Annotated in this window: 13 protein-coding genes; 9 read left to right on the top strand and 4 right to left on the bottom strand. The window is 60.7% G+C overall.

The genetic code is table 11. From position 1 onward, the window contains the following. Positions 1-17 precede the first annotated feature (17 nt). The 5 genes from AC0NIE_RS14315 to AC0NIE_RS14295 all read left to right on the top strand — a co-directional run bounded on the left by AC0NIE_RS14315 (position 18) and on the right by AC0NIE_RS14295 (position 7525). Positions 18-1280, top strand: coding sequence for an ABC transporter substrate-binding protein (locus tag AC0NIE_RS14315; RefSeq protein ID WP_473485431.1), 1263 nt, complete (start codon positions 18-20; stop codon positions 1278-1280). A 15-nt stretch (positions 1281-1295) separates the two neighbouring features. After that, the gene (locus AC0NIE_RS14310; protein WP_473485430.1) at positions 1296-2321 is read left to right on the top strand and encodes a carbohydrate ABC transporter permease; all 1026 of its coding nucleotides are present in this window, start codon (positions 1296-1298) and stop codon (positions 2319-2321) included. Continuing rightward, on the top strand, positions 2318-3370 hold the full coding sequence (locus AC0NIE_RS14305; protein ID WP_473485429.1) for a carbohydrate ABC transporter permease: 1053 nt from the start codon (positions 2318-2320) through the stop codon (positions 3368-3370). Before AC0NIE_RS14310 ends, AC0NIE_RS14305 begins: the two co-directional genes overlap by 4 nt. Positions 3371-3378: 8 nt before the next feature. Continuing rightward, the gene (locus tag AC0NIE_RS14300) at positions 3379-4461 is read left to right on the top strand and encodes an ABC transporter ATP-binding protein (RefSeq protein ID WP_473485428.1); all 1083 of its coding nucleotides are present in this window, start codon (positions 3379-3381) and stop codon (positions 4459-4461) included. Positions 4462-5434: 973 nt separating this feature from the next. After that, on the top strand, positions 5435-7525 hold the full coding sequence (locus AC0NIE_RS14295) for a mechanosensitive ion channel family protein (RefSeq protein WP_473485427.1): 2091 nt from the start codon (positions 5435-5437) through the stop codon (positions 7523-7525). 684 nt (positions 7526-8209) lie between these two features. Here AC0NIE_RS14295 and AC0NIE_RS14290 read toward each other — a convergent pair. Continuing rightward, complete coding sequence (locus AC0NIE_RS14290) at positions 8210-8365, bottom strand: YjiS-like domain-containing protein (RefSeq protein WP_143747964.1); 156 nt, start codon at positions 8363-8365, stop codon at positions 8210-8212. A gap of 234 nt (positions 8366-8599) precedes the next feature. Between AC0NIE_RS14290 and AC0NIE_RS14285 the strand changes: the two genes are divergently transcribed. Beyond that, on the top strand, positions 8600-9469 hold the full coding sequence (locus AC0NIE_RS14285) for a LysR family transcriptional regulator (RefSeq protein WP_473485426.1): 870 nt from the start codon (positions 8600-8602) through the stop codon (positions 9467-9469). Between the two features lie 260 nt (positions 9470-9729). Further along, positions 9730-9981, top strand: coding sequence for a DUF6074 family protein (locus AC0NIE_RS14280; RefSeq protein ID WP_473485425.1), 252 nt, complete (start codon positions 9730-9732; stop codon positions 9979-9981). A 249-nt stretch (positions 9982-10230) separates the two neighbouring features. Here AC0NIE_RS14280 and AC0NIE_RS14275 read toward each other — a convergent pair whose 3' ends face one another. Continuing rightward, positions 10231-11496 carry a calcium-binding protein gene (locus AC0NIE_RS14275; RefSeq protein WP_473485424.1) on the bottom strand — a complete coding sequence of 422 codons (1266 nt, stop codon included), beginning with the start codon at positions 11494-11496 and terminating at the stop codon, positions 10231-10233. A gap of 1263 nt (positions 11497-12759) precedes the next feature. Between AC0NIE_RS14275 and AC0NIE_RS14270 the strand changes: the two genes are divergently transcribed. Together AC0NIE_RS14270 and AC0NIE_RS14265 are read left to right on the top strand one after the other, a co-directional pair. Beyond that, positions 12760-13983, top strand: coding sequence for a glucoamylase family protein (locus AC0NIE_RS14270; protein ID WP_473485423.1), 1224 nt, complete (start codon positions 12760-12762; stop codon positions 13981-13983). Further along, positions 13980-14684, top strand: a complete 705-nt coding sequence (locus tag AC0NIE_RS14265; protein WP_473485422.1) for a transglutaminase-like cysteine peptidase — start codon at positions 13980-13982, stop codon at positions 14682-14684. The genes AC0NIE_RS14270 and AC0NIE_RS14265 overlap by 4 nt, the downstream gene beginning before the upstream one ends. Positions 14685-15271: 587 nt before the next feature. On the opposite strand, the gene AC0NIE_RS14260 is transcribed toward AC0NIE_RS14265, so the two are convergent. Further along, positions 15272-15895: a malonic semialdehyde reductase gene (locus AC0NIE_RS14260; RefSeq protein ID WP_473485421.1), complete on the bottom strand. Its 624-nt coding sequence runs from the start codon at positions 15893-15895 to the stop codon at positions 15272-15274. Positions 15896-16078: 183 nt separating this feature from the next. Beyond that, positions 16079-16672, bottom strand: coding sequence for a Pycsar system effector family protein (locus AC0NIE_RS14255; protein ID WP_473485420.1), 594 nt, complete (start codon positions 16670-16672; stop codon positions 16079-16081). Positions 16673-16683 lie beyond the last annotated feature (11 nt).

The following is a 16683-nucleotide window of genomic DNA, read 5'->3' as shown; positions in this document are numbered from 1 at the left end:
AAGCGGAGGAGTGAACCATGAGAATGAATTCGATAATCCTGGGCCTTTCGGCGGGCCTTCTGTCGTCGACCGCGTTCGCAGGCGACGTTCGCGTGATGTGGTACTCGGACGGCGTCGAGGGCGAGGTTATACAGGACCTGCTCAACCGCTTCATGAAAGACAATCCGGACATCAACGTCATTCTCGACAACGTCGCCTACAAGGTTGTCCAGGAGCAGCTTCCGGTCGAACTCGAGGCGGGACGTGGTCCCGATATCGCCCGCGTCACCAATATCAAGGAACTCGCCGACCATTGGCTCGACCTGACGCCTGTGGTGGCCGATCCAGCATACTGGCAGACGAATTTCGGCGACCAGTTCGACTGGATGCGCCCTGACGGTTCCAAGATCATTCCGGGCTTCATGACCCAGATCACGCTGACCGGCGGCTTCGTCAACAAGACGCTTTTCGAACAGGCCGGCGTGCCGATCCCGGCCGACACCGCAACCTGGGACGAATGGATCGATGCCGCCGGCAAGGTGCAGCAGAGCCAGCAGCTCAACGCTGCCTTTGCCATCGACCGCAGCGGCCATCGTATCTCGGCGCCGAACATCTCTTATGGCGCCAATTACATCGGCGGTGATCGACTGCCGGCGCCGATCGACGCCGGTACGAAAGCTTTCGCCGAAAAGCTGGTCAATTGGGTTGCCGACGGCCGCATGAACAAGGAAATCTGGGTATCGGCGTCGGGCACCACCTATCGCGCCGGGGCCGACGACTTCATCAATGGGCAGATTGCCTACTACTATTCCGGCAGCTGGCAGGTTGCCAACCTCGCCAGCAAGATCGGCAAGAACTTTGACTGGGTGGCGACGGGCTCGCCGTGCGGCCCCGCCGCCTGCACCGGCATGCCGGGCGGCGCCGCGCTGGTCGCCATCAAATACACGAAAAACGCGTCTGAAGTCGGCAAGGTGATGGACTTCCTGGGACGCGAGGACATCATGCGCGAATTCACCGAGCGCACCCTGTTCTTGCCCGCACACAAGGGCGTTCTCGCCGGCAAGATCGATTACAAGACCGATGACGATAACGTCAAGGCGTCGCTCGAAGCCTTCCTGAAGGCGTCGGGCAAGATCGCGCCGAATGCCGCCGCCCTGCCGGCATGGAAATGGGGAACTCCGGTTTATGGCGCGCTGGTGACCCGCATCAGTCAGGTCATGGCCGGCGAGATGAAGCTCGACGAGGCTTTCGTCCGCATCGACGAGGACATCAAGGCAAAGGTGGCCGAGGCATCGAAGTAGCGTCGCGGCAGTGTCATGGGAGACGTCCGAAACGGCATAGCAACCCGCGCCGGCGCCATGATCCTGGCGCCGGTCGGCTGGCTTGCGAATGTTTTCGATGCGCCACTGCGCATGTTGCAACGGCGCACGGGCAGCAATGGCATGGCCGTGTTCTTCCTGGCGCCGAACATGCTGGTGTTCGGCATTTTCGTGCTGTTTCCGCTGGTCATCAACATCCTCTATTCGATGACCGGTGGCGGGGCGCTGTTCCTCGGCGACCGCACCTTCGTCGGCGCCGATCAGTATGGGCGGCTGTTCAGTTGCGGCAGCTATCTCGATCCGAAGAGCTGCACCGAGGACCTGTTCTGGATCGCGGTTTGGAACACCCTGGCCTTCGTTGTGCTGCAAGTGGCGATGATGGTCGCCGTAGCGCTTGTCACCGCACTCGTGCTCAACCGTGAGTTGCGTGCGCGCGGTTTCTGGCGCGCCGTGTTCTTCTTCCCTGTGCTTTTGTCGCCGGTCGTGGTCGGTCTCATCTGGCGCTGGATCCTGCAGCGGCAGGGGCTGCTCAACCTGATGGTGTTCGAGGCGGGCGGAACCCCGGTCAACTGGCTGGTGGAGCGCAACTGGGCCTTCGCGGCCACGATCATGGTGTCGGTATGGGCCCATGTTGGCTTCTATGCGCTGATCCTTCTCGCCGGCCTTCAGGCCATTCCGAAAGACCTCTATGAGGCCGCCGAGATGGACGGCACCCGGCCCATGCGCGTCTTCTGGCGCATAACGCTGCCCTTGCTGGCGCCCAACCTCCTGGTCGTGCTGGTGCTGACGCTCATCCGCGCCGTGCAGATATTCGACGAAGTCTATGTGCTGACCGGCGGCGGTCCCGGGACCAGCACGCTGTTCCTCACGCAGTACATCTACGAGGTCGGCTTCGCCTCGCTGCTGCGCAATCCGGGGCTCGCCTCCGCGGCCTCGATTCTCATGGGAGCGGTGCTGGTCGTGCTGACCTTGATCCAGCTGGGCATCGCAAGGCGCAACGAGCAGCGGGGCAAAACGCGATGAGCAGGGTTGCGGAATTTCTGTTTCGCCGGCGCGGCGGCGCCGGCTGGCACTGGACGGACGTTTTCACCTGGTTCTGGCTGATCGGCGGGCTGATTGTCATGTTCGGCCCGGCGCTCTGGCTGGTCAACTCGTCGTTCAAGACGCCTGCCGCGCTGGCGGAGTTCCCCCCGACTGTTTTGCCCTATGTCACCGCCGAAGCTATCGTGGAAGGATACGAGGAGCCGCTGCAGCTCTTCGAAGTGCGCAATGACGACGGCAGCGTGCGCGTGCTCGCCGAAGTGCGCCGCCTCGGCACCGTCGCGCAGATGGTCGATCCCGCCAACCCGGGCGAGATCATACGCGTCAACATCCGCAACCGTACGCCCAAGCGCAGCATCGCCTTCGCGCTCGACAATTATGTCCAGCCTTTCCTCGCCTTTGACTTCTTCCTCTATCTGCGCAACTCGGTCTTCGTCACCGTGGTCGCCACCCTGATTACACTCCTGACCAATTCGATGGCCGCGTTCGCACTGTCGAAGTACAATTTTCGGGGACGTTCGGCTGTGATGATGCTCATCGTCGCGACGCTGATGGTGCCGCTCTCCGTCATTCTGGTGCCGCTCTATTCGGTCATCTCGGCAATGGGACTATTCAATTCGCTATGGGGCGTGATCCTGCCCACAGTGGCGACGCCCACGGGCGTCTTCATGCTACGCCAGTACATGCTGACTATACCCGACGAGCTGATCGAGGCAGCGCGCATGGACAAAGCGTCCGAATGGCAGATCTACTGGCGCATCATCCTGCCGCTGACCGCCCCCGCGCTGGCGGTACTCGCGATCTTTTCCGTCGTCTGGCGCTGGAACGACTTCCTCTGGCCACTGATCGTTTTGTCGCGCAAGGAGGTCTATACGCTGCAGGTTGGTCTCAACACCTATGCCGGCGAACTCAACGTGCAGTGGCATTACATCCTGGCCATGACCGTCGTCACCATGATCCCGGTCGTGCTGGTGTTCATTTTCCTTCAGCGCTTCATCACCACCGGCATTGCCGGCTCCGGTCTGAAATAGAGGCTAACATGAGCCAGATCACACTCACCGACGTATCGAGGGCATTCGGCAAGGTCGGTGTGCTGCACGACATAAATCTCGATATCCTTGACGGTGAGCTGATCGTCTTCGTCGGCCCCTCCGGCTGCGGCAAGTCCACGCTGCTGCGGCTCATCGCCGGGCTTGATCGGCCGACAGGCGGCGCCATCGCGATCGATGGCAAGGACGTGACCACCGTTCCAGCCGCCGACAGGGGATTGGCGATGGTGTTCCAATCCTACGCGCTTTACCCGCACATGAGCGTGCGCCAGAATCTGGCCTTCGGACTGGAGAACGCCCGTATGGCGCGTGCCGAAATCGATGCGCGCATCGCCGAAGCCGCGCGGATGCTGGAAATCGCGCCGTATCTCGACCGGCGCCCCGGCCAGCTCTCCGGCGGCCAGCGCCAGCGCGTCGCGATCGGCCGCGCCATCGTGCGCAATCCAACCGCTTTCCTGCTTGACGAGCCGCTGTCCAATCTCGACGCGGAGCTGCGCATCTCGACACGCGCCGAACTGGCCGCCCTGCACGAGCGGCTGTCGGCGACGATGGTCTATGTCACGCACGATCAGATCGAGGCGATGACGCTTGCCGACCGCATCGTCGTGCTGCGCGCCGGCCGCATCGAGCAGATTGGCACGCCGCTCGATCTCTACAATCATCCGGCCAATCTGTTCGTCGCCGGTTTCATCGGTGCACCGCGTATGAACCTCCTGCCGGTAAAGCTGGCACCCGGAGGCACTGGCCGGTCAAGCCTCACGCTGGACGGTTCAGCTGGATTCGAGATCGACGGGAACGTCAGGGCGGTGAATGGCGACGTGACGCTCGGGCTGCGGCCGCATCACATCAGCCTCGCCGACGCCGGCAAGGGAGACATTGCGGCGCGCGTCGCGCTGGTGGAAGCCCTCGGCTCCGAGACAATCGTCCACACCAAGACAAGCGGCGGCCAGACCATGCTCGCGGTTGTCGCCGGACAATGCCCGGTGGCTTCAGGCGACACGGTGGATCTGAAGTTCGATACCAGCCATCTGCATCTTTTCGATAGCACCGGCGTGCGCATCGCTGTGAGTTAGAAGTCGGCTAATCCGTCCGGGATGGCGTTGGACGATGACTGGGCGTCCGGCATGAACCTGGACCGCGTTCGTGCGAGAACAATCAAGCTGGGCGCTGTAGGGCTGGCGAAGCGCGATTGGCCCACTTCAGAGCTAAGTTGGCTATAAACCTTGATATTGAAAGATTTTGGCAGGCCCGGAGGACATCCTCTAGATATTGATTTTATTGGTATTTTCGTGGGCCAGAATCAGAAGTCTTGCCCGTGTTGTCCCGTATGGTCCCGCGACCGCCTTAAAGTCGAAGGGAACTCTTGCCTCCTTCGGGTAAATTCCGACGATGGGACCGTCAAAAAGTTATGCTTTTGATTTTAAAGGGAAAGTTGCCGAAAAAACATTTCTTGAGGTTTCGCCGACTATCGGGGTCTGTCGGCCGATTCTTGCACCTCGTGCCGTCCGCCAGCGCCACTCCGTCACGCGGCTGAACATACCGTCAGATGAAGGATCTCGTGCACAATGGCAACCGCGGTGACGCCGGAATAGGTGATTGATCATATGAGCGTCGACCCACTATGGCCTTGGGGTCCTTGTGCCGGGCGTTCTGGGCGGAAGTCGGAATGCCCTGCCCCCGGCGGCTGAATAAACACCGCCAAGTACCCCGGCGCAACGGTCTGGCTCGGAACGATGACGCCTTGCACCGCAACATCGGTTTCTTCAAGGTAGGGCAACGACGGACATAGATGTCGTTGCTTGCCGATTTGACCGGAAGGTTAACAGCACGATGCCACTCATGATTCAACGATTGGGAGCCAGGAATCTGACGCGCGCGGCACGACGTCTCGGAGATCTGACGGCGAAGTTTATCCTGATTGCCAGGCCGCTCTTCTTTGGGATCGCCCTCTTGTTGGCTGGTCAGGCACAGGCACAGGCGCAGGCGCCGGCGCCCGTCCCGCCTGAAAGGGTCAAACAGCTATTCGAGCTTCTCGACGATCCGTCGGTGAAGGCCTGGGTGGCCGAACAACGAAATCAGGGCGCCGGGTCAACCGGAGCGCCTGCCGAGGCAGGAGCTTCGCCGACCGACGCATCGTCCGACGCCGAGGCCGCACCAGGCCAGATGAATACGATGGCATCCTCGGCGCTCGATCGGATCAGGCACCAAATCGAAAGAATCGTGCGAACTTTGCCCCTGCTACCAGGCCAGTTCGCGCGCGTTCGGGCAGAGACCATGGCGGATATGTCCAGCAAGGGGTCTGCCGGCGTACTTATTCTGATTGCGATGTTCATCGCTGCCGGCCTGGCGCTCACTTGGGCAACGTATAAAATCACCCGTCCATTTCGTCTTTGGGTTATCGCGCAGCCGAAGGATACGCCCATCGGGCGAGCCAAGAAGATTGGTGGTCGTACGCTTTATTCCAGCATGCTGATCGTCTCGTTCGCACTGGGCAGCGCCGGCGCGTTCATGTTGTTCGACTGGCCAATGCTTATCCGCGAGATCGTACTGACATTTCTGATGGCGGCGGTCGTTACATGGGGCGTGCGCATGTACGTCATGGCCATGCTCGTCCCTTCCTTCATGAACGTCGAGAACGCCGTCGAGGTTCGTGGTTTGCCGATCACCAACGAAGTGGCAAACCATTGGTCCTATTGGCTACCCCGGATCGTCGGCGTCTTCGCCTTTTTCGGCGCCGCGTTTATCCTCTTGCCGGGTCTTGGCATCGATCAGGACGGAATGATGGTCCTGTCACTGGGCGCCGATTTCGTGCTGCTGTTGCTCATGCTGCTTTCCATTTGGCGCCGGCCAAGAACGCAGCGAGACGGTGTGCGCCACAGCGGTCACACGGAAGCGACATGGTTATTGACTGCTTATTTCGTCGTCCTGTTCCTGCAGCGCATCGCCGGGCTTTATACATACTTCTGGTTTACCTTCGCCGCATTCTTCCTGCCTTTGGCAATCGTGCTGACGCAGCGCGGGGTTAATTTCGTTCTGCGGCCGGGTTCGGAAGATGTCGGCCGGCCTACGATCCCGGCGGTGACGATCGCTGTCATCGATCGCGGTATCCGGATGATCTTGATCCTGGTGGCGGCTTACTTTCTCGCGCGTGTCTGGGGTCTGGACATGCAATCCATGCGGGACAGCGACACGACGACGACGTTCATATTGCGCGGCTTGATCAATGTCGTGGTCATTGCCCTCGCAGCCGATTTTGGCTGGTCGATCATCAAAGCCTTGATCGAACGAAAACTGGGCATCGAAATACCGCACCCTGTGATCAGCGACGAGGACGTTCCGATCCTCGATCCGCAGCAGGCGCGGCTGCACACGCTCTTGCCGATCCTCCAGAACATGCTGCTCGCATTGATCGTCGTGATGGCGGTGCTGATGATGCTCGCCTCTATGGGTATCCAGATCGGCCCGCTGATCGCCGGCGCTGGCGTCGTCGGCGTCGCGGTGGGCTTTGGCGCACAAACCGTCGTCAAGGACATTATTTCAGGCGTGTTTTTTCTGCTCGATGATGCGTTTCGTGTCGGCGAATATATTTCCTCGGGCAATTACAAGGGTACCGTGGAAAGCTTTTCGCTGCGCTCGGTGAAGCTGCGCCACCATCGTGGCCCGCTGTTCACGATACCTTTCGGTGAACTCGGGGCAGTCCAGAACCAGAGCCGTGACTGGGTTATCGACAAATTCAACATCACCGTTGGCTATGACACCGATATCGATTTCGCTCGCAAGCTGATCAAGCGGATCGGCCTCGAACTGGCGGAAGATCCTGAGTTCAAACACTGGGTGCTCGACCCAATCAAGATGCAGGGCGTACAGGAGTTCGGCGAGTACGGCATCGTATTGAGGGTCAAGGCCACAACCAGACCGGGAGGCGCCTTCGGTATGAAACGCAAATTCTATATACGCCTCCGCCAAGTCTTCAAGGAGCAGGGCATCGAACTCCCATTTCCGACCGTCCACGTCCAGGGGCTACAGAACCCACACGGGGCAGAGAATGCGCCGTTGGAGATCACACCCGAGTTGAAAACGGCCGTCGCGCAGTCGCACACCAATCGGCGCAGAAAAAAAGCTAGCACAACGGAGTAGGAAAGCTGTGACACCTGCCGGTCACGGCGCGGCTTTCAGCGCATCGCTTGTGGCAGGGATACTCTTTTATCTGCAACCGTTTAAGACGAAAAAAGTACCATCACGAGCCTCACTGATCCTGACGGCACTTTGAAAAATTCGGCCCGCAGTATGCCGGAGATCCGGCGGGTACTATGGATCACAAGCCTCACGCTAGAGTGTTATGGAACCTTCGACTTTCAGAAGGAGGGGGTTCGAGTCCAAACGTCAAGGCACATATGGTCATAAATATAATAAAATCAACAAGTTAAAGTCATGATGGACCCGGAGGGTGTGCCGGGAATGTCGATTTCACTGGCTTTCTCGTAGGCCAAAATCAGAACTCTTCCCGTATCGTTATAGTTCCGCGACAACCAAACAGTCGAACATAGCGACCCTATTCCTCCCTCGCGCCAACAGCCGCCGATCTTGCCCTCTTGGTGCAACAGGCCGGAGCGTATCGAACACCTCGCCGGCGCGCTCGATCGGATACTCGTTGATATGCAGCAGCGCGACGTCCATACAATCGCGCTGCAGGCGCTGCCTCACCATAGATGGTCACGGCGTCACGCCAGCGCGCGGCGCCACCTGCCGCCCAGGTGCCGATCCCGATGCGCGGTACCGAGCGGCCATCCCAAAGCTCCATCATCTGCATACCCCGCCTCCTCAACGACGCAGGCTGGCGTGGCGGGCATGCTCGCGGATCTCTTCGCGAGAAATGCCGGCATCCGCCAGTGTGCTGTCTGGGGCCTGCCTCAAGCTCGCAAGCGTCTGGCGATAGGCAAGCCAGCGGGCGAAACGGTGTCGAAGTTTATACAACATGATCGTCTCCTTGGCGCGCAGAAAGCCGGCGCGCTTGGGTTGGTCGAAAGCGCAAAGCATCTCTCCGAAGCGCATGCGCGTTTGGCGAGGATGCGTTGGTTTCTTCGCCAGCCGAGGTGCTTGTCACTGTCGCTCCAAGCAGGATTGTCCAACGCCTTCAATGCCTGGATACTTGCGCGTGATGCCCGCTTCGCGCTACAGCCACGGTCGCAAGGAGTTTTTCATTTCTGCAAAATGGATATCGACTGGGACGATCTGAGGTTGTTTCTCGACGTTGCGCGGCTGGGTGGCTTGAGCGCAGCGACGGGAACGACGCGCCTCAGCGCAGCCACCCTTGGACGACGCGTCACCGCGCTCGAGAAGCAGATCGGCGAACCGCTGTTCGTGCGTCAGCAGACGGGCTACCGGCTGACCGCGGTCGGTGAAGAACTGCTGCGCCGCGCCGAAGACGTCGAGGCAGCAATGCAGTCGCTGACCCGCTGGCGTGAGGGGAACCTGCCCGACCGCATTGTCCGCGTCTCGGCCGGGCCATGGACCTCAGCCTTCGTTTCCGCCCATATCGGCGAGATCTGGACGGTCGATGACGGCATAAGGGTGGAACTCGTCACCACCACCGACCGCGTCGACATCGGCCGCCGTGCCGCCGACATCGGCATCCGCAGCGAGCGCCCGACCGAGCAGTGGCTGGCCGGCCGTCAGAGCGGCAAGGTCGCCTACGCCATTTATTCCGGACGCCGCCTGGTCAACGGCATCGCCGCCGGGTTGTTCGTCGGCGTCACCGGCGAAGCGGCAAACATTGCCTCGGCGCGCTGGCTGCAAGCCCATCACGGCGACCGCATCGCCGTGCGCGGCAACAACACCCATTCGGTGCGCGAACTGGTGGCCGCCGGCGCCGGCCTTTCGATCTTTCCGTGCTTCGTCGGTGACAGCGATCCGCGGCTGGTTCGCGTCGCTCAGCCTATCGCAGAACTCGAAACCGACCAATGGATCGTCACCCATCACGAGGAACGTCACGCGCCGCCGGTACGAAAAGTCGCCGACCGGATTGCCGCCTTGATGCGGGCGCACCAGCCGCTGTTTCGCGGCAAGACGCCGATCCGGTAAGCCTCAGGCGTCGATCGGCCGCCAGCTGAGCCGCATGCTGGCACTCATGCCGCACTCCTGCGCCGTCAGGCCTAGGCCGTAATACTTCAACAGGGACTCGAACTCGCCATGCCGCTGCGTCCAGCCGCTATTCGCGGCACCGACCATCGAGCCCAGCGGACGCTTTGTTCCATTGCTGACCACCGTCAAAAAGAGCGCTGTTAACCAAATTTTCTAACCCGCCAATGCTTATTCGCGCGACTGATGGGGTGAGGTGATCGATGTGCGATTCAAACATAAGCGCATTTCCGCTGCATCGGCGGCGGAAATTGGTCGAAGGGATCGCCCGGGTCCTGGAGTCCAAGAACGGGGAGGACGCGAACGCCTTCTGGCGCAACACCGCCAAGGCAATTCTCGTTCAACTGTCCGAATCAGGAATTGCACCCGGGCTGGCCGAACAGGAAGTTGGAACGCTTCTTCATGCTGTCTTGGACGATATAGCCACCCGCAGTGCGGCGAAACTCGCACAATAGCATCGGCCGGCTCACGACGATGGATTGCCGCGTGGCACCACTGCATCCGTCAAATGCAAGGTTTCTCAATGCGAATGAAAAGATCGGCGCGGTTCGTCGAAATCATGCCTCACCGTTGCAGACACCAGCCAGTCGGTCATGAAGGGCTCGGATGAGTCCTGACGCCCCTTACTGCGCAATGGGGAGGGAAATCCTGCGCATAGGCGCGATCACGCCCGGTCTATGTAGCTGCGGCCCACCCATGCGCGCCTATGACACGAAGAAGTCGTCCACTGTGAGGAATGTGCTCGGGTCCAGGGCGGCAAACTTGACAGTCGCCGCTCCTCCTGCCCCGTCCACATCGAACAGCAGATCGCCGGTCTGCTTGTCGTAAATGATGTGGTCGTTGGCATCGACGGCGTGCTTGCCGACGACGAAAACCGCAGCGGAAAGCGAGCCGGCCGACAGCCCGACGAATGCGGAGCTGTCCAGCCAGAACACATCGTCGAGCGCATTGAAGTCTTCTATCCTGTCGTAGTTCGCCGGCCCAAGTGCGTCGAACACGAAGACATCCCTGCCCCCCTCGCCGGCCAGCCGGTCGCGGCCGGCGCCGCCATTGAGGATGTCGTCGCCAGCACCACCTCGCATGTCGTCGGAGCCGGCGCCGCCGTCGAGGACGTCGTCGCCAGTGTCACCGCGGACGCCGTCTGCGCCCTCACCACCGCTGATCTCGTCATCGCCAGCGCCGCCCTTCAGCCAATCGGTGCCCGCGCCTCCAATGATGTCGTCGGCGCCCGCGCCGCCGAACAGCTGGTCGTGGCCGGCACCGCCGTCGAGCGTATCGTTGAACGGGGTGCCGCTGATGCGGTCGCCCCCGCCCAGCGCGGCGACGAGCACGGCATGATCATGGCTTGCGTAGCTCGCGATGTTTTTGGCGTCGGTCAGGGCAATGGATTCGGCCGGCGGAGTGACGGTGATCGTAATCGTCGCCACATTGCTGTTGCCCTGGCCGTCCGTAGCGTAAACCGTAAAGCTGTCGGTGCCAATGAAGCCGGCCTCCGGTGTGTAGTCGAACAGGTTTCCGCTCAGAAAATCCGCATGATAGTGCAGGGTAGTGCCATAATGACCCTGGTGAAACGGGTAGTAGTTACCGTCGAAACTCGTCTCCTGCTCCAGGGTGCCGCTGTCCGGCCCGTCCAAGACGATAAAGTTCAAGAGATCGTAGTCGGCATCTGTCGCGCTGAACTTGACGTCGTCGAGAGATTGCGCCTGCGAAATCGACAAGTCCAGGTCGGCAACGGTGGCCGCGTGACTAACGAAGGTGTCGGACTGAAGCACGCCCCCTTTCAAGATGATCTGGTGCTGACCGTATTGGGTGTTTTCGCCGCCGAAATATTCGTTCGCCCCGATCCATGTCACCGTGAGGTCGTCGGGGCTGTCGGCGCTGATCGAGACGATCTGGACCGACTGGAAGGCCGCCTGGTCGGACACGGTGCGGAGAAAATTGCCTTCGTTGTCGAAGACCTGCGTTTCCACTGTCGTCCAGGTTTCGGTCCTGCCCTCGTGGGTGAAGCTGGTGATGGTGAAGAAGCCGTCGAAGACATCGACCGAAGCTAGTTCGATCCCACCGAAAGGGAAATCCGGCTTTGCGCCTATCGGTCCGATTACGTCGCCGTCTGTTTCCGTAATGCTGAAAAGGACCGAGTTAGGGGTCGGATTGGGATTCTCGGGTTCATTCCATACGATGAGCTCACTGCCATTGCTTAAGGTCGGCATCCTGTCTCTTCCTTGCCTTGCGCCTGGACGTGCCGCGGATGCCCCCAATTCCAACAGTAACATGTTACGCGAGACGGATCGGTGACAAACCCAACCGCCCTTCGCCTTCTTCGAATGTGGTTAATTCTGTTTCTCGGGCGCGGAGTGATCATGCCCAACTGTCTGATTGGATGGAGGAGCGGGGGCTTTCCGCCGACAAAACTCGGGTGGCCTTCACCATCGATGGGCTGATCGCACATTTCGACGCAAATCCTCGTCAGATTGCACCAATTGGCCGGATCATCCGCTTCGCGGCTTCGACGGCGATGCGGCAGGAGGAAATCTGCAGGTGAGTTGGTCGGACCTAGAAAGCCGGACCCGGATCATCCTCACGAGCTGACGGCCCGGAGCCCTGCTCTGCGACAACAAAGTCGCGCCATCTGCCGATGTTCCCGAGGTCTCTCCAAAGCCGACATTCGCTGTACATTTGCCTCGCACGAGGCTGGCAAGCTGTATGCGGACTCGTCGCGTGATCACACCAAAGTATGAGGCTTTTAGACCAATACCTTAGCTCCGCTTACATCCGTACGATCTCCGTCTACTTGCGTACAATGAGTGGTTCGTCGCCGGCAAACTATACTGACCTCAACGGTAAGGACGGCGCGAACCATGTTGCTAAACTACCTCCAGACAGATACTGACCCGATCGCGCCATTCGAAAGCAATGCTCCGCAATCGCTGCAGGAGCGCCAGCCGTTGGCAGGGGATCGGTGCTCTCACTTCAGCAGCAGACAAGTTCAACGCACCGACCCCTTTGGCGACATCTCCAAGGGACAGACATCCCTTTCAACCCCGCACTGCCGCTTGCGGTACACTGCGTCACGCGCGCTCCGTGCGGACCGCAATTGGCCGTCTCCTGACCAGGGACCGAACCCCAGCGGCCGCGGCGGCGGTGGCACGCACGTCGTTCCGGTCGCGAACGAAACGCCGCCCAGGATCTTCATCGGCCGCAAGCACGACGGCGACCCTCGCCCGGACGCGTCTTTGGACGAGATCTTCGATACCGTGCAGCGACAGACGCTCCGATATTTCTGGGAGTTTGGCCATCCGACGAGCGGCCTCGCCCGAGAGCGGAGCAACGCGACACCACATGTCGTCACAACCGGCGGTTCCGGCTTCGGCATCATGGCGATCCTTGCCGGTGTCGAGCGCGGATGGATCGGCCGGCAAGCCGCTCTCGATCGCCTGATTACGATGGTGTGCTTTCTCGGCCAGGCCGAGCGCCACCACGGCGCCTTTCCTCACTGGATGGATGGCGACAACGGTCGAACCATACCCTTCAGTCAGTTCGATAACGGCGGCGACATCGTCGAGACGGCATATCTGATGGTGGGCCTCCTTTCGGCGCGGCAATATTTCAGAGGACCGGAAGCCAAGGAGCGCGCCTTGCGCGGCCTCATCGACGCCCTGTGGTCGGAGGTCGAATGGGACTGGTACACCCGCGGCTCCGACACGCTCCTTTGGCATTGGAGCCCGGTGCACGAATGGGCGATGAGCCTCCCAATCCACGGCTGGAACGAGTGCCTGATCACATTCGTGCTCGCCGCGTCTACGCCACGGCATCCAATCGAGCCGGATGTCTATCACCGCGGCTGGACAGCGGGCCAGGCCTTCGCCAACGGCCGCAGCTTTCATGGCGTACCGCTGCCTCTCGGGGCCGACCATGGCGGCCCTCTTTTCTTCGCGCACTATTCCTTCCTCGGACTCGATGCGAGGTGGCTTCACGACCGCTACGCCGACTACTGGTGGCAGAACGTCGCCTATACGCGCATCAACCGGGCGCACTGCATCCACAATCCCGGGAAATTCGACGGCTATGGCGCCGAGTGCTGGGGGCTGACTGCGAGCGACAGTATTGACGGCTATGTCGCGCACGCTCCTGACCGCGACCTCGGAGTGATCACTCCATCCGGCGCCCTCGGCTCTTTTCCTTATGCCCCGGTGGAATGCGAGCTCGCGCTTCGCCACTTCGCTTCGCGCGGCGACCGGCTGTGGGGCGAGTATGGCTTCAGGGATGCATTCAGCCCTGCGTCGGGTTGGTGCGCGGAATCATATTTGGCGATCGATCAGGGGCCGATCATGGTCATGATCGAGAACTACCGGAGCGGCCTTTTGTGGCGCCTCTTCATGAGCTGTCCGGAGATCCAGATCGGGCTCGCGAGACTCGGCTTTTCCCAGCGCGCGAAAGCCGCCGCGGCCATGTCATGAGGACCGCGTATTCCCCGCCAAAAGCTCGGCGCGCAATCATCCGCTCCGGCATTCTGTTCGGGCTGATCACGGGCGGATGGTCGGCAGGATCGGCCCACGCGTCACCACCGATGTTAACAGGCGGTCTAACCTCTCAGCCGATTGGTCATTACGAATTCTGCAAAGCCAATTCGGCGGAATGCACGATCCGCACCCGTGACCGCGGCCCTCAGCATGTCACCGGCACCGTCTGGAGAAACGTCGCCGCAGTCAATGCGCGGGTCAACAGGTCGGTTCGACCTATGACCGATATCGAAGCTTATGGCAGGGACGAAGTCTGGGCCTATCCGAACGGCGTTGGCGATTGCGAGGACTACGTGCTCGAAAAGCGTCGCGATCTCATGCGTGAGGGTCTTTTGCCTTCCAACCTTCTGATCACGGTCGTGCGAAAGCGGGGCGGCCAAGGCCATGCAGTCCTCACCGTCCGAACAGACAAGGGCGACTTCATCCTCGACAATTTGACGGACGCGATCCGCCATTGGGACCAGACCGGCTATGATTTTCTCAAGCGCCAGTCGAGTGACCACCCCGGCAGCTGGGTCACAATCGGCGAACGCCGGAACCCAATCGTCAGCACGCTAGTGGTCACTCCGGTCGCCAAGCAGCCGAGCGTCTTCGACCCTCAAGTGGGCAAAACTATCGTCAGGCCAACAAAACGGTAACCGAGCGTGACAGCACAGCTGCTTGGTCGTTGGGCTATTCGCTCCGTTCAGTATCGGTTATTCGTGACAACCGGAATCGTCGGCGGCTTTGCGACCTTCTCGACGTTCCTGACAATGCTGACCCGTCCTGCTGCAAGTTGGCCAGGGGAAAGAACGTTCCGCCGGACGCGAGCATGTTCAGGCGGATGACAGACAACGCCCAATTTCCCGCTGAGCCGGCCTGTCGATCGATATGAAAAAAGAGCGAGACGGCCCTTGGCATCGCAAGCCAGTTACAATCTGGCGCGTCCCAGACCCCGGTACTAGCAGTGGATACGACGGCGATGCCGCCACCGCGTGAGGGTAGCCATCGGTTGCCCCGAAGTCGATCGCCGCCGCCGGCGACACCAGCGCCAGGTGGCGTCTATCCTGTTGGCTTTCGGATCGCGAAGCGGGACGTTCGGTTAGAGTGCGTTGCAGTCGCGAACTGGACCGGCTGCCGGCCTCCACGACTATGTCACTGAACGGGGCAACCTGGAACACAAAAAGCGGAGCTGCAGCAGGTTGCGCGTCGCGACTACGTGCGCGATGTCCTTTCGGTTGAAGTCTCAGAGGATGGTCGCCATCTCGTCGAACGAGAACCGCGGACCCCGCGGGAACAGCTTGGCGTCGTTGCCATAGCCGATGTTGATTATGACGTTGGCCTTGATCTTGCCGTAGGGAAAGAACTCTTGCTCGACCTTGGCCGGGTCAAACCCAGTCATTGGACCTGCATCCAAGCCGACGGCGCGCAGCGCGAGAATTAAGTAGGCGACCTGAAGGGTGCCATTCTGCGCAGCACTGTGCGCGGCGAACTCCGGATTGCGGGCAAACCAGCTCTTCGCATCGGCATGCGGGAACAGGAACGGCAGCTGTTCATAAAAGTCGACGGCATGGCCCATGATCGCGACGACCGGTGCAGCCATGGTCTTTTCGGCATTGCCGGGCATGAGCGCCGGACGCAGCCGCTCCTTGGCTTGCGTCGAGCGCAGGAAGAGCGCGCGCAGCGGCTGCTGGTTCGCCGCGGTCGGACCCATCTTGGCAAGGTCGAGCGCTTCGCGCAGAAGCCTGTCAGGAACGGGAAGTTCCCGGAAATGGTGGTGGGTCCGCGCTTCGGTGAAGAGCTGGGCCATGGCGGCGACGCCGAGCGGCTCACCGCGGCCCAGACTCTTTCGGTCGACAGGGATGGTCATTCTAATTTCCTAGGTTGCGATTGGAGGATTCGTTAGGAGGGAGCCGCCGCACTCAGCAGCGCGCGCGTCACAGGGGGCGGTCTTCATGCCATGACCCCGTGGGCGAGGCGGTTGCCCTGCCTCTCGGTTACGTCGGCTCAGCCGGTGGCATCATGGCCTCGTTCAAATTTGTCCTGTTCATCATCAGGCGAGCGCGAAACTTCGAAGAAACTGCTCGCCTCCCAGCACGATGAAAGACACGACCGTCATCATCAGGCCGCGTTGGAAGCGTGCCTGCTTTATGATCCGGACGCGTGACGTTTTCAGCAATTCAATGGCCAGAACCGAGGTCCAGTCCGACCTCAGGGCTTGGTGCATCAGGTCACGGACATCGGCAAAGTAGCTGGGGTCGACATAGTACACCGGTGGGACCTTGGAACCATGAGACGTCTTGCCATTGAATTCCTTTTCCGCGCGTGTCCGGCTCGGATAGAGCACCTGGCCGAACTGAAGGATCGGCATGATGACGATCCCCCAAACGACCGCATAGAACAGCGGCCCGATCGGCGCATGCGTCGGCAAAAGATCGCCGAAGCGCAGCACGAGGTTGAGGGCGAGGATGTAGCCTACGCCAACGATTTGCGCCTTGTTGTCATAGGAACGCGCCACAGTTTGTGTTTCCTGAAGCGCGGCGAGGAGCATCTTGTCGGCATACTCGCGTGTAATCTCACCTGGTCCGGCATACATGCCGGCATCCGATCTCAGAAAGCGGTCGACAAGAGAGGAGGTTTCCGGCATGGCAAGCCCTT

This window comes from Mesorhizobium sp. WSM4842, from assembly GCF_055901575.1.
The sequence above is the reverse complement of the archived record's forward strand: the minus strand, read 5'-3'. Positions and strand labels throughout refer to the sequence as shown.